This is a genomic window from Nissabacter archeti (assembly GCF_018257325.1).
GTDB classification, from domain to species: domain Bacteria; phylum Pseudomonadota; class Gammaproteobacteria; order Enterobacterales; family Enterobacteriaceae; genus Chimaeribacter; species Chimaeribacter arupi.
The window spans coordinates 168,601-187,458 of record NZ_JAERKB010000005.1 but is presented as its reverse complement, the minus strand read 5'-3'; the positions used below and the strand labels follow the sequence as shown (position 1 = coordinate 187,458).

Here is an 18,858-nt window from a genome sequence, read left to right as displayed (position 1 = left end):
TCCCGGCACGACCGCCGGGCGCGCAATAAATTTGGTGCGTGAATAAGTAAGTGTGATAACGTCTGCTAACCATGAATAAGTCACTGATGGCAATGAAACGAACGACACTGATGATGCTGCTGCTGGGGCTGCTGGGCTTCTCCTCTGCCAGCCAGGCACTGAGCGACACCGAAGCGGAAGACCTTGCCGATTTGACGGCGGTGTTTGTCTACCTGAAAAATAATTGCGGCTACCATGACCTGCCGAACAACCAGATCAAGCAGGCGATTGTCTATTTCGCCCAACAGAACAGCTGGGATCTCAGCAACTACAACACCTTTAACATGCGCAAGCTGGGCGAAGAGAGCTACCGCGACCTGAGCGGCATCGCTATCTCCACGCCAAACAAGTGCAAAGCCCTGGCCAGGGATTCTCTGGGCCTGCTGGCTTACGCACAGTAACCCGCCGGTTGCCCGTTACGCGGGCACTTATTCCTTTTTTCACACCACGCCCCCGGTCTTTTTCAGCATAAACTCCTGCGGCGGGCCGCCCTGCCCTGCGCCTTGATGGGGTGCGTTGCCCGCCTCTCCTGCGCCTGCCGCTGCCAGCGCAAGGGATTACAATTTTTTCCAGCGTTTATGCAACCGGTTTACTAAAACAGTGTTTCTTATTGGTCGATTAGCGCAAAAAGAACCACTTATTTCTTGTTAAATATTTGTTGATTTAAGTTGGTTATTTTCTGGGGAAGTTAAGTTTTAAATGCTTGTGCCCGGCGTTAAATCAGGATAGGTTATTACTAACTATTTATTAACACTTAACCGGCCTTAAGTTAAATTTATTTTTCTTCCTGTTAACGTTATTTCTTTTAATTAAGTCAAATTTATTTCCCCCTCTCAGCCCGCGATCTTTGCAGTAAGTTAAATTAACAGCGTATTGCAGATGCCCTAAGTCAATTAATCAGCCATATGGCCGGTTTATTTGCGTTACAGCCATTGTTAAGCGACTGTTTTTATTGATTTTAAATTAAGCTATTTATCCCGCCTTATTCTGCCGTTAGCATTCCCGCTCTTTTTTTACACTCACCGCTCCCGTTAATTACTCTAAAGAATGCTAATGATGAAAACATCCTTTTGCACTGCGTTTGCCGCCACCTTCGTGACGACCGGCGTATTGCTTTCTGGCGTCGCCAACGCCGGGGAAAATCCGTTCAGTGCCTCTACCCGTAATTACGCCAGCGCCGGCGTGGAATATTTCAAATGGGATGAAACCGTCGATAATCTCGACCGGAAATATGTGCAGGAGCACGGCCCGCGTTTCCGGGTGAATACCGGTGCGAATAACTACGTGGATGCCCGCAGGGGCCTGTTGAAAGGCTGGGAAATGAGCCTGATGGCCGGGGCAGTCAGCTACCGCGGCGGCGCGCTCGACCCGAAATACAATCTGCCGCCCGGCTCACTGAAAGGCACCACCTGGTACACCGGTTACAGCGCAGACATGACCCGCGGCTACCGGTTCCGCGCCTCAGACAGCGTCTCATTTGACCTGAAAGGGTCGCTGGGTGCCCAGGCGTGGCTGCGTAACATTCATTCGGACGAGGTCTATGTGGCGTCTGAGCAGCGTACCCGTCGCTTTAGTGCGGTAGAGGTCTCGCTTCAGCCTTACGCCAAAGCCGGTGCCGGAATGAACTGGCAGATGACACCGTCAACGCAGGTGAGCCTGGAAGGCGGCGCGCTTTACCCGATCAAGACCTGGACCCACAGCAACGCCGGGGATGTCTGGTTGCAGCCGAAATCACGCCTGTCACCGTACGCAGCCCTGACCTGGAACGTGACGCGCGATGTGTTTGTGAAAGCCTATTACGTGCACCAGAAATTTGGGAAGTCGGATAGCGAACGCGGCATGTTGGGCGACAAAGCGGTAAACTTCTACCAACCTGCCACCACCAGTTCGTCAGCAGGCCTGGAGTTTGGCTTCTACTACTAAGGAATCACAGGTCATGGATGCCGGACACCGCCGGCCAGTTACTGGCCGGCCCCTTCAGCGCCCGCTGATGAAAGCACGGTATTTCGCCACCACCTCCAGAAAGTCCTCCAGGCCACACAGCGACAGGCTCTCCTCGTTGTAGTAACTCATCCCCTCTTCCATCTCGTCGCCTTCAAACTCCAGCAGATTGGCACGCACCATCACCTCTTCCCCATCCAGCCAGAGCGTATACTCGCGCCCTTCACGCTGCCACTGGCGCTCGGTGCCTTTGACGTTGGCCGCCTGCTTCTCCACCTCGTCCAGCAAGGCCAGATCGCCTTTTACCTCTTCATTGAACCAATGGCCCACCACTTCGTGGCCCATTGAGAACCGCACCTGCACCTGGCCGGTGATATCCCGTAAAAATTCGTAGTCCATGATGTTCTCTCCCCGGTTGATCCGCTAAGTGTAACCCGTTGCTGCCCGGCAAAGCGCTGTACCGCGCCCATTTCCGTGCAGGGCAACGCGGCTGCCCCGTAAACATAGCGCATAAAAAAAGGAGGCCCAGGTGGGCCTCCTTGTTGCGTCGCGCACTATAGCGGCTTACACCGCGGTTTGGAAGATAACGCCATCCGCTTTTTCGGTGTACTGGTTCAGCTGGTCAAAGTTCAGGTAGCGGTAGGTATCCACTGCCGTCTTATCGACCTGCGCCATGTACGCCTGGTACTCCTGCGGGGTCGGCAGGCGGCCCAGCAGTGAAGCGACTGCCGCCAGCTCAGCGGACGCCAGGTAGACGTCAGCACCGTTGCCCAGGCGGTTCGGGAAGTTACGCGTGGAGGTGGAGACCACCGTCGCGCCGTCCGCGACCCGCGCCTGGTTACCCATGCAGAGCGAGCACCCAGGGATCTCGATGCGCGCACCGCTCTTACCGAAGACGCTGTAGTAGCCCTCTTCCGTCAGCTGTGCGGCGTCCATCTTGGTCGGCGGGGCGACCCACAGGCGGGTCGGCAACTGGCCTTTGTGCTGGTCCAGCAGTTTACCGGCCGCACGGAAGTGGCCGATGTTGGTCATGCAGGAGCCGATGAACACCTCGTCAATGTGGCTGTTGGCCACGGTGGAGAGCAGGCGCGCGTCGTCCGGGTCGTTCGGCGCACACAGGATCGGCTCTTTGACGTCGGCCAGATCGATCTCGATCACCGCCGCGTATTCGGCGTCGGCATCCGCTTCCAGCAGTTGCGGGTCAGCCAGCCACTTCTCCATGCCCTGGATGCGGCGCTCCAGCGTACGGCGGTCGCCGTAGCCTTCGGCAATCATCCACTTCAGCAGCACGATGTTGGAGGTCAGGTATTCGATGATCGGCGCTTTGTCCAGCTTGATGGTACAGCCGGCCGCAGAACGCTCTGCGGAGGCGTCCGCCAGTTCGAAGGCTTGCTCTACCTTCAGCTCCGGCAGGCCTTCGATCTCCAGAATACGGCCGGAGAAGATGTTCTTCTTACCCTTCTTCTCCACGGTCAGCAGGCCCTGCTGGATCGCGTAGTAAGGGATGGCGTGCACCAGGTCACGCAGGGTGATGCCCGGCTGCATTTTGCCTTTGAAGCGCACCAGCACGGATTCCGGCATATCCAGCGGCATGACGCCGGTCGCCGCGGCAAACGCCACCAGACCGGAACCGGCCGGGAACGACAGCCCGATCGGGAAGCGGGTGTGGGAGTCACCGCCGGTGCCGACGGTGTCCGGCAGCAGCATACGGTTCAGCCAGGAGTGGATGATGCCGTCACCTGGGCGCAGCGACACGCCGCCACGGTTCATAATGAAGTCCGGCAGCGTGTGGTGGGTGGTCACGTCCACCGGCTTCGGATAGGCCGCGGTGTGGCAGAAGGACTGCATCACCAGGTCTGCGGAGAAGCCGAGGCAGGCCAGGTCTTTCAGCTCGTCACGGGTCATCGGGCCGGTGGTGTCCTGCGAGCCGACGGAGGTCATTTTCGGTTCGCAATATTCACCAGGGCGCACACCGGCAACGCCGCAGGCGCGGCCCACCATTTTCTGCGCCAGGGAGAAGCCTTTGTCACTGGCCGCTACCGGGCGGGCGCTGCGGAACACGTCGCTGTGCGGCAGGCCGAGCGATTCGCGCGCACGCGAGGTCAGGCCACGGCCGACGATCAGCGGGATACGGCCGCCGGCGCGGACTTCATCCAGCAGCACGTCGGTTTTCAGCGCAAAGGTGGCGATCAGTTCATTGGTGTCGTGGTTGCGCACTTCCCCTTTGTACGGGTAAATGTCGATCACATCACCCATATTCAGGTTAGAGACGTCCAGCTCGATCGGCAGTGCGCCCGCATCTTCCATGGTGTTGAAGAAGATCGGGGCGATTTTGCCGCCCAGCACCACGCCGCCGCCGCGTTTGTTCGGCACGAACGGGATGTCGTCACCCATAAACCACAGCACCGAGTTGGTGGCGGATTTACGGGACGAACCGGTACCGACCACGTCACCGACGTAGGCCAGCGGGAAACCTTTCTGGCTCAGCGCCTCGATCTGTTTGATCGGGCCGACGCTGCCCGGCTGGTCCGGCTCAATGCCTTCGCGCACGTTTTTCAGCATCGCCAGCGCATGCAGCGGGATGTCCGGACGCGACCAGGCGTCCTGCGCCGGGGAGAGGTCATCGGTGTTGGTTTCACCGGTAACTTTGAACACGGTAACGGTGAGTTTGTCCGCCAGTTGCGGGCGGCTCAGGTACCATTCGGCTTCCGCCCAGGATTTCATCACCTGCTGCGCATACACGTTACCGGCCTGCGCTTTCTCTTCCACGTCATAGAAGTTGTCGAACATCAGCAGCGTGTGGGACAGGGCCTTGGCCGCGATCGGGGCCAGTTGCTCATGGTCCAGGGCTTCAATCAGGGGCTGGATGTTATAGCCGCCCTGCATGGTGCCCAGCAGTTCGATGGCTTTTTCCGGGGTAATCAGGGGAGAATGGGTGTCGCCTTTAGCGACCGCGGCCAGGAAGCCGGCTTTTACGTAGGCAGCTTCATCAACGCCCGGCGGTACACGGTTAATCAACAGGTCTAACAGGACTTCTTCTTCGCCCGCGGGCGGATTCTTCAGTGACTCAACCAGCGCGGCCATTTGGGAAGCATCTAATGGCTTGGGGGCAATGCCCTCTGCAGCACGCTCGGCTACGTGCTTACGGTATTCTTCTAGCACGACTCTCTCCTCGCTCTCATTGTCATTTATTGTGCCTGGCTATCCATATTCATACCGGTGTAAAACCTGCCGCCCTGCGCACAGGGTTTTTCGCCTGATGAGATTCTTTGCCTTTTCAACGCTCGACTTCATGAAACGCCACAGCACTGCGGTCAATCACCTGGGCTGTTAAGGGTACAGCGCCCGGTTCCGCCCAGCCAGCATATCAGGATTTGAATCGGTTGTTAATTCGTTCACATAAAAGCAACATTAAATCTTTGCTGAATCGTTGACCACAGGGGAATCCTCTGCGGCACAGGCGGGCGGGGGAAACGATGAATAAAGCTACAGCGGACAGAGACAAAAAAACCGCCATAACGGCGGTTTTTTTATTCCCTTCGGTGTTAGCAGGCACCTCAGGGAAACTTATATCACTATACGATACAAGCGCTACAGAGCAGCCGGATCATGCGCTATTTTCAGTCGGATTGCAATCTGAAACCGGCGATAAATGCAACATTAACCCTTCATTTTGTGTACCATTGCGCGGGGCTGTTCCGCCTGTTTAGCAGCGGGTCGCCAGGCTCTGGGAACAGATCTGTTCTGCCGCGATACAAGTGCTACAGAGCGCTTGTTTCGCCCCTTTTTTCCTGGTGGAAAATGGGCGGTCGTGGTCCTGTAAGGAACACGCAATGAGAAGGAGTTCGCTTTATCTCCTGATTGTTGTACTGGGAATGGCGTTAGGTGCAGGGAATGGCGGATGGTCAATATCTGACATTTCTTTCTCGGTTAACGTTATTCATCAGAGCAAGTAAGCTACCGGCCACGCTTCGGCGTGGCCTTTTTTATCCATAAAAAAACGGCGCCTTTCGGCACCGTTTTTACCATGCTGAACCGCGGCGGGAATTACTTCTTCTTCGCTTTCGGGTTCGGCAGGTCAGTGATGCTGCCTTCGAAGATCTCAGCAGCCAGACCCACGGATTCGTGCAGGGTCGGGTGAGCGTGGATGGTCAGCGCGATGTCTTCCGCATCACAGCCCATCTCGATCGCCAGGCCGATTTCGCCCAGCAGCTCGCCGCCGTTGGTGCCGACGACCGCACCACCGATCACGCGGTGAGTCTCTTTGTCGAAGATAAGCTTGGTCATGCCGTCTGCACAGTCAGAGGCGATGGCACGGCCGGAGGCCGCCCACGGGAAGGTGGCGGTTTCGTAGCTGATGCCCTTCTCTTTCGCTTCTTTCTCGGTCAGGCCGACCCATGCCACTTCCGGCTCGGTGTAAGCGATGGACGGGATCACTTTCGGGTCGAAGTAGTGTTTCTTACCGGAGATCACTTCCGCCGCCACGTGGCCTTCATGCACGCCTTTGTGTGCCAGCATCGGCTGGCCGACGATGTCACCGATGGCGAAGATGTGCGGCACGTTGGTACGCATCTGCTTGTCCACATGGATGAAGCCGCGGTCGTCCACTTCCACGCCCGCTTTGCCGGCATCCATGAGTTTGCCGTTCGGCACACGGCCGATCGCCACCAGCACGGCGTCGTAACGCTGTGGTTCAGCCGGGGCTTTCTTACCTTCCATCGTGACGTAGATGCCGTCTTCTTTGGCTTCTACCGCCGTGACTTTGGTTTCCAGCATCAGGTTGAACTGCTTGCTGATACGTTTGGTGAAGACTTTCACCACATCTTTGTCCGCCGCCGGGATGACCTGGTCAAACATCTCAACCACGTCAATTTTGGAACCCAGTGCGTGGTAAACGGTGCCCATTTCCAGGCCGATGATACCACCGCCCATGACCAGCAGGCGCTCAGGCACTTCTTTCAGTTCCAGGGCAGACGTTGAATCCCACACGCGCGGGTCGTCGTGCGGAATGAATGGCAATTGGATCGGACGGGAACCCGCCGCGATGATGGCATTGTCGAAGGTGATGGTGGTTGCACCATTTTCGCCTTCAACCTGCAGGGTGTTGGCACCGGTGAATTTACCGAAACCGTTCACCACTTTAACCTTACGCTGTTTGGCCATGCCGGAGAGGCCGCCGGTCAGCTGGTTAATGACTTTCTCTTTCCAGGTACGGATTTTGGTGATGTCTGTTCTCGGCTCACCGAACACCACGCCATGTTCCGCCAGTGCTTTGGCTTCTTCAATGACTTTGGCGACGTGCAGCAGCGCCTTGGAAGGGATACAGCCCACGTTCAGGCAAACCCCGCCCAGCGTGGAATAGCGTTCAACCAGAACCGTTTCAAGACCTAAATCAGCGCAACGAAAAGCCGCAGAGTAACCTGCAGGGCCTGCCCCAAGTACCACAACCTGGGTTTTGATTTCTGTACTCATCATGACCTCTTAATTGATTGTCCGGCGGGTCAGACGTCAGTTTTGTCGCTTGTAGAATTCATAACGCCCTTCATCCACCGGGACGCTTACACCGCGAGCAGTTTACAGAATTGTTAACAACCTGCAAAGCAAGTTCGAGTGTTCAGTGTCTTAGCGATCGGGTTACACCAGGTGAGACACCTGCTGAAACCGGCGGCGACCATGCCGATGCCAAAAAATTCAGGCCAGCCCGAAGGCCGGCCTGTGTGCTTACATCACCAGACGGCGAATGTCAGACAGCATGTTATTGATGATGGTGATGAAACGTGCCCCATCCGCCCCGTCAATCACCCGGTGGTCGAAGGAGAGTGACATCGGCATCATCAGACGCGGTGTGAACTCTTTGCCGTTCCAGACCGGCTCCATCGCGGATTTGGATACCCCGAGGATCGCCACTTCCGGTGCGTTAACGATCGGCGCGAAGTGCGTCGTCCCGATACCGCCCAGGCTGGAGATGGTGAAGCAACCGCCCTGCATTTCGCCGGCCGTCAGCTTACCGTCACGCGCTTTTTTGGAGATGGTCATCAGCTCGCGGGACAGCTCCGTGATGCCCTTCTTGTTCACGTCTTTGAACACCGGTACTACCAGGCCATTCGGGGTATCCACGGCCACACCGATGTTGATGTATTTCTTCAGCGTCAGCTTCTGGCCATCTTCGGACAGGGAGCTGTTGAAGCGCGGCATCTGCTCCAGGGCAGCGGCTACGGCTTTCATGATGAAGACCACCGGGGTGAATTTCACGTCCAGCTTGCGCTTCTCGGCTTCGGCGTTCTGCTGTTTACGGAACGCTTCCAGCTCGGTGATGTCGGTTTTGTCGAAGTGCGTGACGTGCGGGATCATCACCCAGTTACGGCTCAGGTTAGCACCGGAGATTTTCTGGATGCGGCCCAGCTCGACTTCTTCAATCTCACCGAACTTGCTGAAGTCCACTTTCGGCCACGGCAGCATACCCGGCAGGCCACCACCGGTTGCCGCAGCGGCAGCCGGGGCAGACTCGGCACGTTTCACCGCGTCTTTCACATAGCTCTGGACGTCTTCGCGCAGGATGCGGCCTTTACGGCCGGTGCCTTTCACTTTGCCCAGGTTAACGCCGAACTCACGCGCCAGGCGGCGGATCACCGGGGTGGCGTGGACGTAGGCATCATTTTCCGCGAACTCGCCTTTGGCTTCCGGCTTGCTCTCGGCTTTCGCCGGGGTCGCTTTCGGCACGTTGGAATCCTGCTCAGCTTTCGCCGGTGCCGCGGTTTCCTGCTGCTTCGCGCCGCTCTGTGCGGCCGGGGCTGCGCCTTCGACCTCGAAGATCATGATCAGGGTGCCGGTTTTCACTTTGTCGCCGGACGCGATCTTGATCTCTTTGACCGTACCCGCGAACGGGGCCGGGACTTCCATGGAAGCTTTGTCGCCTTCCACGGTGATCAGGGACTGCTCAGCCGCCACCTTGTCGCCGACCTTGACCATCACTTCAGTGACTTCCACTTCATCACCGCCGATGTCCGGCACGCTGACTTCTTTGCTGGCAGAACCGCCCTGCGCTTTTGCAGGCTCGGTTTCACCGGCAGGTTTCGGCGCGCTCTGCGGCTGCTCTGCCGCGCCCGCGACCTCGAACACCATGATCAGGGAGCCGGTGCTGACTTTGTCACCGGTCGCAATCTTGATCTCTTTCACGGTACCGGCGAACGGTGCCGGCACTTCCATGGAGGCTTTGTCACCTTCCACGGCGATAAGCGACTGGTCGGCTTCTACTTTGTCACCGACTTTCACCATCACCTCGGTCACTTCCACTTCATCGGAACCGATGTCAGGAACGTTAACCTCTTTGCTGGCGCCAGCGGCGGCGGCGGCCGGTTTCTCGTCGGCTTTCGCCTCAGAGGCCGGGGCTGCTGCCGGGGCTTTCTCTTCAGAGGCCGCACCGGCCTCTTCAAAGGTCATGATCAGTTTGCCGGTTTCGACTTTGTCGCCCACGGAGACTTTGATCTCTTTCACCACACCCGCCTGCGGGGAGGGCACTTCCATTGAGGCTTTGTCACCCTCAACGGCGATCAGCGATTGTTCAACCTCAACCTTATCGCCAACCTTCACCATCACTTCGGTGACTTCAACTTCATCTGCACCGATGTCCGGTACGTTGATTTCGATAGCCATCTCTTCTTTACCCTCTTATGCCAGACGCGGGTTAACTTTGTCAGCATCGATGCCGAATTTGGTAATCGCTTCTGCCACTACCTTGGTGTCGATGTCGCCACGTTTTGCCAGTTCACCCAGTGCAGCCACCACCACGTAGGAGGCATCCACTTCGAAGTGGTGACGCAGGTTTTCGCGGCTGTCGGAACGGCCGAAACCGTCGGTACCCAGAACGCGGAACTCGCTGGCCGGGATGAAGCTGCGCACCTGCTCGGCAAACAGTTTCATGTAGTCGGTAGAGGCCACGGCCGGGGCATCGCTCATCACCTGGGCGATGTACGGCACACGCGGTTCTTCAGACGGGTGCAGCATGTTCCAGCGCTCACAGTCCTGGCCGTCACGGGCCAGTTCGGTGAAGGAGGTGACGCTGTAAACGTCAGAGCCCACGCCGTACTCTTTCGACAGGATCTCTGCCGCTTCACGCACATGGCGCAGGATGGCACCGGAGCCGAGCAGCTGCACTTTGCCTTTGCTGCCTTCCAGGGTGTCGAGTTTGTAGATCCCTTTACGGATCCCCTCTTCCGCACCTTCCGGCATGGCCGGCATGTGGTAGTTCTCGTTCAGCGTGGTGATGTAGTAGTAAACGTTCTCTTGCGCTTCACCGTACATACGCTCCAGGCCGTCATGCATGATCACCGCCACTTCATAGGCGTAGGCCGGGTCGTAGGAGATGCAGTTCGGGATGGTCAGCGACTGGATGTGGCTGTGGCCATCTTCGTGCTGCAGGCCTTCGCCGTTAAGCGTGGTACGGCCGGAGGTGCCGCCGACCAGGAAGCCGCGCGCCTGTTGGTCGCCCGCCAGCCAGCAGAGGTCACCGATGCGCTGGAAGCCGAACATCGAGTAGTAGATGTAGAACGGGATCATCGGCAGGTCGTTGGTGCTGTACGACGTGGCCGCAGCCAGCCAGGAGGAGGCAGCGCCCAGTTCGTTGATCCCTTCCTGCAGGATCTGGCCCTTCTCGTCTTCGCGGTAGTAGGCAACCTGCTCGCGGTCCTGCGGGGTGTATTGCTGGCCGTTCGGGCTGTAGATCCCGATCTGGCGGAACAGCCCTTCCATCCCGAAGGTACGCGCTTCGTCAGCGATGATCGGCACCAGACGATCCTTGATGGAGTCGTTTTTCAGCATCACGTTCAGTGCACGCACGAAGGCGATGGTGGTGGAGATCTCTTTCTTCTGCTCTTCCAGCAGGGCGGAGAAATCTTCCAGTGCCGGCAGTTGCAGCGACTGGGTAAATTTCGGCAGACGGGTCGGCACATAGCCTTGCAGGGCCTGGCGGCGCTCATGCAGGTATTTGTGTTCTTCCGATCCTTCTTCGAATTTGATGAACGGCAGGCTTTCGATGTTTTCGTCAGTGACGGTGACATTGAAGCGATCGCGGAAGTAACGCACGCCTTCCATGTTCATTTTCTTCACCTGGTGGGCAATGTTCATGCCTTCCGCGGTGACACCCATGCCGTAACCTTTCACGGTGTGGGCCAGGATCACAACCGGCTTGCCTTTGGTGTCCTGGGCTTTTTTCAGTGCAGCGAAGATTTTCTTCGGATCGTGGCCGCCACGGTTCAGTGCCCAGATCTCGTCGTCGCTCAGATCTTTCACCAGCGCGGCGGTTTCCGGGTATTTGCCGAAGAAGTGCTCACGCACGTAAGCGCCGTTTTTGGACTTGAAGGTCTGGTAGTCGCCGTCCACGGTTTCGTTCATCAGCTGGATAAGCTTGCCGCTGGTGTCTTTACGCAGCAGCTCGTCCCAACGGGAACCCCAGATGACTTTGATCACTTCCCAGCCGGCGCCGCCGAAGATGCCTTCCAGCTCGTTGATGATCTTGCCGTTACCGGTCACCGGGCCATCGAGGCGCTGCAGGTTACAGTTGATCACGAACACCAGGTTGTCCAGCTTCTCACGGGTGGCGATGGTGATCGCGCCCTTGGATTCCGGCTCGTCCATTTCGCCGTCACCCAGGAAGGCGTACACGGTCTGCTCGGAGGTGTCTTTCAGGCCGCGGTGCTCCAGGTATTTCAGGAACTTCGCCTGGTAGATGGCGCTGATCGGCCCAAGGCCCATCGACACGGTCGGGAACTGCCAGAATTCCGGCATCAGTTTCGGGTGCGGGTAAGAAGACAAGCCCTTGCCGTGCACTTCCTGGCGGAAGTTGTTCATCTGCTCTTCGGTCAGGCGGCCTTCCAGGAAGGCACGTGCGTAAACGCCTGGGGAGATGTGGCCCTGGAAGTAGACCAGGTCGCCGCCATCTTTCTCATTGCGTGCACGGAAGAAGTGGTTGAAGCAGACTTCATAGAAGGTCGCGGAAGACTGGAAGGACGCCATGTGGCCGCCCAGCTCGAGGTCTTTTTTCGACGCGCGCAATACGGTCATCACGGCGTTCCAGCGGATGGCGGAACGGATGCGGCGCTCCAGTTCCAGGTTGCCGGGATACTCCGGCTGGTCTTCCACGTTGATGGTGTTGACGTAGTTGCGTGCGGCAGCACCGGCAGCGACCTGAACGCCGCCTTTACGTGCCTCTCCCAAAACCTGATCAATCAGGAACTGAGCACGCTCAACACCCTCTTCACGGATGACCGATTCGATCGCCTGTACCCAGTCGCGGGTTTCGATCGGATCCACGTCATTATTTACACGTTCTGACATGGTGGGATTCCTTATCTTCTCTATACGTTGGTGTAATGGAGCCTGTCTTCCTGTGCTCTGGGGCAGAACACACGAAGACAGGCCCGTTATGGGTTGCCGCTATCAGTGCTTTAACTAAGCGCTTAATCCCTGCGTTGCTGGAGACGGCGCAGCGAACGCTCTCGCCGGCTGTGTTCTCTGCTGAGATCCAGCAAAATTTCCTCAATAAAGGCCAGGTGCCGGTGCGAGGCCTCGCGCGCCTTTTCCGGCTCGCGGGCCACAATCGCCTCAAAAATCCCGGCACGGTGGCTGCTTACTTTCGCCAGCATTTCGCGGCGCGAGTAGAGCAATTCAAAGTTCTGCCGGACGTTCTTTTCCAGCATCGGGCCCATACAGCGTAACAGGTGCAACAGCACCACGTTATGCGCCGCCTCGGTGACCGCCACCTGGTACTGCATCACTGCGTCTGCCTCGGCATCCAGATCGCCGCTGTCCTGCGCCTGCTGGATAACCAGATGGCAGTCGCGGATGCGCAGCAAATCTTCCTCCGTCCCGCGCAGGGCCGCGTAGTATGCGGCGATCCCCTCCAGCGCGTGGCGGGTTTCCAACAGGTCGAATTGTGATTCAGGGTGGTCGGCCAGCAGTTCAGCAAGCGGGTCGCTGAAGCTTTGCCACAGATTTTTTTGGACGAAGGTGCCGCCGCCCTGACGCCGCAGGAGCAGGCCCTTGGCCTCCAGACGCTGGATGGCTTCTCTGAGAGAAGGACGCGACACATCAAACTGTTTCGCCAGCTCACGCTCCGGGGGCAATTTCTCGCCGGGGCGCAGCGTCCCTTCCAGAATCAGATACTCCAGTTGCTGCTCTATCACATCCGATAATTTGGGCTGGCGGATTTTGCTGTAGGCCATGTTATTCTTCTCACCGGCAAGCGCGTAGTAAATTGGTAATACCAATTTATAAAACGTGCCCGTAAACTAACAAAGTATTCACCTTCTGTCCATATCGCACGAATGAAAAGCGCCTTGCTCGCACAATTTAACAAAGATTTTACCTAACCCGATCAAAGCCCCCGCCAACGCTTGGTATGACCAATTTTGATGCAGATCAATTTTTAACGTTTACGAAACAATTAAGCCCCGCTGCTGAAACGTAACAACCTGCATAACCCCGCCTGAATCCGCCGAAATTACGCATAATCATGCAATGGTCATGTTGGGGGGCAAAATCACGGATACCGGGGCCCGCAAAAAAGCGGTCATACCATTAATAAACTTTAAGCGGATTATTCATGCGGGTGATGAACATTCGATGACCGCTGCCCTGTCGCAGGCGGTTTTTCCGGCGGCGGTACTAACCGGTCGCTAATTAGGCAGTTACATTCAGAAACCAGGTGCAAACTTTTTCGCTTACCACTATTCTGGCCGCAACGGTAGCGTACGGCGTCTCTTCCTTATTTCCGCTCCGTAAACCTATTAATACAATAACTGTAACTATCTTCTTACAAGTGGCGGGTCACGCCCCCTGTAAGACGTTTGCCCCAAGTGACAGAGGACAGTAAATGGTTGATAAACAGCATGGTGATGAGCTGAAACGTGGGCTGAAAAACCGCCACATTCAGCTTATTGCCCTGGGTGGTGCAATTGGTACCGGGCTTTTCCTGGGCATCGCACAGACAATTAAAATGGCAGGCCCTTCCGTGCTGCTGGGGTACGCGGTCGCGGGCTTTATCGCCTTCCTGATCATGCGTCAATTAGGGGAAATGGTGGTTGAGGAGCCGGTCGCCGGGTCGTTCAGCCATTTCGCCTATAAATACTGGGGTAACTTTGCAGGCTTTGCCTCCGGCTGGAACTACTGGGTGCTGTATGTGCTGGTGGCGATGGCAGAGCTTTCCGCCGTCGGTATCTATATCCAGTACTGGTGGCCGGAGATCCCGACCTGGGTCACCGCCGCGGTGTTCTTTGTGCTAATCAACGCCATTAACCTGACCAACGTCAAAATCTATGGCGAGATGGAGTTCTGGTTCGCCATTATTAAAGTCGTGGCGATTGTCGGCATGATCGTGTTTGGCGGCTGGCTGCTGCTGAGCGGAAACGGCGGCCCGGAAGCCACCGTGACCAACCTCTGGGCGCAGGGCGGCTTCTTCCCGAACGGTATCGGCGGGCTGGTGATGGCGATGGCGGTGATCATGTTCTCCTTCGGCGGGCTGGAGCTTATCGGCATCACGGCGGCGGAAGCGGATAACCCGGACGTCACCATCCCGAAAGCCACCAACCAGGTGATTTACCGTATCCTGATTTTCTATATCGGCTCGCTGGCGATCCTGCTGTCACTCTACCCGTGGGGCAAAGTGGTGGAAGGCGGCAGCCCGTTCGTGCTGATCTTCCACGCGCTGAACAGCAATGTGGTGGCGACGGTGCTGAACATCGTGGTACTGACGGCGGCGCTGTCGGTGTACAACAGCTGCGTCTACTCCAACAGCCGGATGCTGTACGGCCTGGCGAAACAGGGCAACGCCCCGAAAGCGCTGATGAGCGTGGACCGCCGTGGCGTGCCGGTGGCCGCGATTGGTATCTCCGCGCTGGCCACCGCACTCTGTGTGCTGATCAACTACCTGATGCCGGGCAAAGCGTTCGAATTGCTGATGGCGCTGGTGGTGTCCGCGCTGGTGATTAACTGGGCGATGATAAGCCTCGCGCACCTGAAGTTCCGCAAGGTGAAACGCCTGCAAGGCATTGAGCCGAAGTTCAAGGCGTTCTGGTACCCGTTCAGCAACTACCTCTGCCTGGTCTTTATGGCCGCGATTCTGGTGATCATGTACCTGACGCCGGGCATCCGTATCTCGGTGATGCTGATCCCAGTCTGGCTGGTTGTTCTCGGCATCGGCTTTATGTTTACCCGTAAACGCGGTTAACACCCCCCTGTTTGACAGCCCGGCTCCGGCCGGGCTTTTTTATGCCCGTTTTCTTCTGTCGCCGGTTAACCCTGTTAATAAATAACCAAGTTTGTTGTTAACTTGCTAACAATCTCACACTTTCACCAGCGTGACTGATTTGTCCATCTCTATAACCATCGGCTTCTGCATAGTGTGCGGCAGAGGGCGCAATAATCGTCGCCTGACGCAGTTTTTATCCATCACGGAGAAAAGATCCATGAAAGGTGGGGCGCTTTCGATTAAAGAGAAGATTGGCTATGGGATGGGCGACGCCGGCTGCAACATGATTGGCGGCGCCATCATGCTCTTTCTCAACTATTTTTATACCGATGTGTTTGGCCTGGCACCGGCGCTGGTGGGCGTATTGCTGCTCTCCGTGCGGGTTATCGATGCCGTCACAGACCCGATTATGGGGGCGATTGCTGACCGCACCGAAAGCCGTTGGGGGCGTTTCCGCCCTTACCTGCTTTGGATTTCCGTGCCCTATGTGCTGTTCAGTGTGCTGATGTTTACCACCCCGGAGTGGAGCTACAACAGCAAGGTGATCTATGCCTTTGTCACCTATTTCCTGATGTCTCTGACCTATACCGCCATCAATATTCCTTACTGTTCACTGGGCGGGGTGATCACCGCTGACCCGCATGAGCGCGTCTCCTGCCAGTCCTACCGCTTCTTTATGGTCGGCATCGCCACCCTGATCCTCTCCTCTACCCTGCTGCCGATGGCAGAGTTTTTTGGCGGTGATGACCGGGCGCGCGGCTACCAGATGTCGATGGGCGTGATGGCAGTGATTGCGCTGTTTATGTTCCTGTTCTGCTTTGCCACGGTGCGTGAGCGCATTCAGCCGGCGGTGCCGAGCCGTGATGCGCTGAAATCAGACATGAAAGATGTGTGGAAAAATGACCAGTGGGTGCGCATTCTGCTGCTGACGCTGTGCAACGTCTGCCCCGGCTTTATCCGCATGGCGGCCACCATGTACTACGTCACCTGGGTGATGGGGCAATCCGCCTCCTTCGCCAGCTTCTTTATCAGCCTGGGCGTGGTCGGCATGATGATTGGCGCCGCGCTGGCCAAGCCGCTGACCGACAAGTTCTGCAAGCTGAAAGTCTTCTTCTGGACCAACATCGTGCTGGCGATCTTCTCCAGCGGCTTTTACTTCCTTGACCCGCACCTCACCCCGTTGATTCTGGTCGCCTATTTTGTGCTGAACATCCTGCACCAGATCCCGTCCCCGCTGCACTGGTCACTGATGGCTGACGTGGATGATTACGGCGAGTGGAAAACCGGCAAACGCATCACCGGCATCAGCTTCTCCGGTAACCTGTTCTTCCTGAAAGTCGGGCTGGCGATTGCCGGGGCGATGGTGGGCTTCCTGCTCTCGTTCTATGGTTATGATGCCGGGGCGAAACAACAGAGCGCGTCTGCCGTGAACGGCATTGTGCTGCTGTTCACCGTGATCCCGGGGGTGGGTTACCTGATCACCGCCGGGGTGGTTCGCCTGCTGAAAGTTGACCGCAGCCTGATGGCACAGATTCAGCTTGATTTGGAAAAACGCCGCCAGAACTACCGTGAGCTGGCGCAGTACAAGGGCAGCAAGCACCCTGGGGGTGCCGCCCTGATTGCCGCAGATAAGGAGCCGCAGGCATGACCGTAACACGTTACCCTAACCCGCTGATTACCCAGCGTGCCGACCCGTTTATCTATCGCCATGATGACGGACACTACTACTTTATTGCCTCGGTGCCGGAATATGACCGGCTGGAGCTGCGCCGTGCGCCTTCACTGGAGGCGCTGGCGACCGCCGAGCCGTACATTGTCTGGCGCAAGCCGGAAAACGGCCCGATGAGTGCGCTTATCTGGGCACCGGAACTGCACCGGGTCGACGGCAAATGGATCATCTACTTTGCCGCTGCGCCGTCAAAAACCATCGTTGCCGGCCTGTTCCAGCACCGGATGTATGCACTGGAGTGCGCGGAGGATGACCCGCTGCGCGGCCGTTGGATTGAGCGCGGGCGCATCTATACCCAGTTCGACAGCTTTTCACTGGATGCCACCACCTTTGAGCACCAGGGGAAACGTTACTATCTGTGGGCGCAGAAAGACCCGGCGATCCGCGGCAACTCCAACCTCTACCTGTGTGAAATGGAGAATGCCTGGCGGCTGAAAGGCACTCCGGTCATGCTGAGCAAACCGGAGCTGGAGTGGGAAACGCGCGGCTTCTGGGTGAATGAGGGGCCGGCGGTCATTGTGCATGGCGAACGGATTTTCATCAGTTATTCCGCCAGCGCCACCGACGAGAACTACTGCATCGGCCTGCTCTGGGCGGATATTCACAGTAACCTGATGAACCCGGCCAGCTGGCAGAAATCCCCCACGCCGGTCTTTACCACCAGCTGGGAAAACCGCCAGTTCGGGCCGGGGCATAACAGCTTTACCGTGAATGCGCAGGGTGGTGATGTGCTGGTTTACCATGCCCGTAACTACACCGAGATTGAAGGCGATCCGCTTTACGATCCTAACCGCCACACCCGCATTAAAGATCTCGAGTGGGACAAACAAGGGATGCCGGTATTCGGCGTGCCGCCTGCGGATAACCGCTGACGGCGCACGGCGTCGCATCAGTGAAATGAGCAGACTGATGCAACGCCCCCGCATCCTGAGAAGGCCGGTTAACGCCGGCCACAAAAAAGCACGGCGCGCCGTGCTTTTTTATTTGTTGCCCGTTACCTGCTGCCCGGTTCCGCCGTCAGGTCAGGTCAGGTCAGGTCAGGTCAGGTCAGGTTAATGTGCCGTAGATGGTCAGCAGCGCCACCACGACTACGATGATCATGGTCACCTTTTTCGCCATCGCTACCGCCGCACGTGGGGTCTGAATCGGGTCCAGATGCGGCTCACGCGCCAGCGAGAACTGGGCCAGCCCGGTCAGCACGGTATATTGCGACGTACGACGATCCCAGATTGAGGCAAACCACGCCGGCAGCGCCCGTTCACCGTGCCCCAGCAGCGCATAGGCAACCCCGGCCAGCCGCACCGGCACCCAGTCCAACAGATGCAAAAGCGCATCAATGCCGGATTGCGCCCGCAGCAGCGGCGAGCCGTAGCGCGCCAACCAGCTCTGGTAAGCGCGCAGGAAAGCGTACCCGGCCAGCGCCACGGGCCCGTAAGGCCCGCACAGCACAAACCAGAACAGCGGGGCCAGGTAGTAGCGGAAGTTAATCCACAGCAGCGCATTTTGCAGTTCACGCAACCGCAGCTCCTGGGAGCAATCCACCGGCAAGCCGTGGATCAGCGCCAGCTCACCTGCCAGATTTTCACAGGCACGGGCATCCCCCTGCCGGGCGGCTTTCAGGTACGCGCGGTAGTGGCGGCGTTTACTGCCGGCACCAATGCACAGCAGGCCAATCAATACCCACAGCAGCAGCGTCAGCACACCGAAGAATAACCCGTGCACCACCCATAAAATGCCCCACACCACACCGAGCCAGCACAACAGCATCAGCACCGTTTTCGGCCATGACGCGCCCCGGCTGCGCTGGAAAACCCGCTCCAGCCGGTGATCGAGCTGCCAGTGTTCGCCCAGTTTAAACAGGCGCTCCCATGCTAAAACCAGCAATAAAGTAAAAAGCGTCATCTGC

General features: G+C 57.5%; 12 protein-coding genes. 5 read left to right on the top strand and 7 right to left on the bottom strand.

Features of this window, described 5'->3' with window-relative positions:
- Positions 1–92 precede the first annotated feature (92 nt).
- Both JK232_RS08410 and JK232_RS08405 read left to right on the top strand, forming a co-directional pair.
- Positions 93–440: a YacC family pilotin-like protein gene (locus tag JK232_RS08410; RefSeq protein ID WP_072929109.1), complete on the top strand. Its 348-nt coding sequence runs from the start codon at positions 93–95 to the stop codon at positions 438–440.
- 652 nt (positions 441–1,092) lie between these two features.
- On the top strand, positions 1,093–1,962 hold the full coding sequence (locus JK232_RS08405; RefSeq protein WP_241506152.1) for a hypothetical protein: 870 nt from the start codon (positions 1,093–1,095) through the stop codon (positions 1,960–1,962).
- Positions 1,963–2,016: 54 nt separating this feature from the next.
- Here the strand turns inward: JK232_RS08405 and yacL are convergent, their stop codons facing one another.
- The 6 genes from yacL to pdhR form a co-directional block, all read right to left on the bottom strand.
- Positions 2,017–2,379: a protein YacL gene (yacL, locus tag JK232_RS08400; protein ID WP_072928889.1), complete on the bottom strand. Its 363-nt coding sequence runs from the start codon at positions 2,377–2,379 to the stop codon at positions 2,017–2,019.
- Between the two features lie 165 nt (positions 2,380–2,544).
- A complete protein-coding gene (acnB, locus tag JK232_RS08395) occupies positions 2,545–5,142 on the bottom strand; it encodes a bifunctional aconitate hydratase 2/2-methylisocitrate dehydratase (RefSeq protein WP_072928887.1) in 2,598 nt (865 codons plus the stop codon).
- Positions 5,143–6,027: 885 nt separating this feature from the next.
- Positions 6,028–7,452, bottom strand: a complete 1,425-nt coding sequence (lpdA, locus tag JK232_RS08390; protein ID WP_101814792.1) for a dihydrolipoyl dehydrogenase — start codon at positions 7,450–7,452, stop codon at positions 6,028–6,030.
- Positions 7,453–7,701: 249 nt separating this feature from the next.
- Positions 7,702–9,633, bottom strand: coding sequence for a pyruvate dehydrogenase complex dihydrolipoyllysine-residue acetyltransferase (gene aceF, locus JK232_RS08385; RefSeq protein WP_072928883.1), 1,932 nt, complete (start codon positions 9,631–9,633; stop codon positions 7,702–7,704).
- 15 nt (positions 9,634–9,648) lie between these two features.
- Positions 9,649–12,312, bottom strand: coding sequence for a pyruvate dehydrogenase (acetyl-transferring), homodimeric type (gene aceE, locus JK232_RS08380; protein WP_072928881.1), 2,664 nt, complete (start codon positions 12,310–12,312; stop codon positions 9,649–9,651).
- A gap of 122 nt (positions 12,313–12,434) precedes the next feature.
- A complete protein-coding gene (gene pdhR / locus JK232_RS08375) occupies positions 12,435–13,199 on the bottom strand; it encodes a pyruvate dehydrogenase complex transcriptional repressor PdhR (protein WP_072928879.1) in 765 nt (254 codons plus the stop codon).
- 650 nt (positions 13,200–13,849) lie between these two features.
- On the opposite strand from pdhR, the gene JK232_RS08370 reads away from it, so the two are divergent.
- The 3 genes from JK232_RS08370 (at position 13,850) to JK232_RS08360 (ending at position 17,824) form a co-directional block, all read left to right on the top strand.
- Positions 13,850–15,202: an amino acid permease gene (locus JK232_RS08370; protein WP_072928877.1), complete on the top strand. Its 1,353-nt coding sequence runs from the start codon at positions 13,850–13,852 to the stop codon at positions 15,200–15,202.
- A 238-nt stretch (positions 15,203–15,440) separates the two neighbouring features.
- A complete protein-coding gene (locus tag JK232_RS08365; RefSeq protein ID WP_212589057.1) occupies positions 15,441–16,871 on the top strand; it encodes a glycoside-pentoside-hexuronide (GPH):cation symporter in 1,431 nt (476 codons plus the stop codon).
- On the top strand, positions 16,868–17,824 hold the full coding sequence (locus JK232_RS08360; protein ID WP_212589056.1) for a glycoside hydrolase family 43 protein: 957 nt from the start codon (positions 16,868–16,870) through the stop codon (positions 17,822–17,824). The genes JK232_RS08365 and JK232_RS08360 overlap by 4 nt, the downstream gene beginning before the upstream one ends.
- A 175-nt stretch (positions 17,825–17,999) precedes the next feature.
- Here JK232_RS08360 and ampE read toward each other — a convergent pair whose 3' ends face one another.
- Positions 18,000–18,854, bottom strand: coding sequence for a beta-lactamase regulator AmpE (gene ampE, locus JK232_RS08355; RefSeq protein ID WP_072928871.1), 855 nt, complete (start codon positions 18,852–18,854; stop codon positions 18,000–18,002).
- Positions 18,855–18,858: the final 4 nt, after the last annotated feature.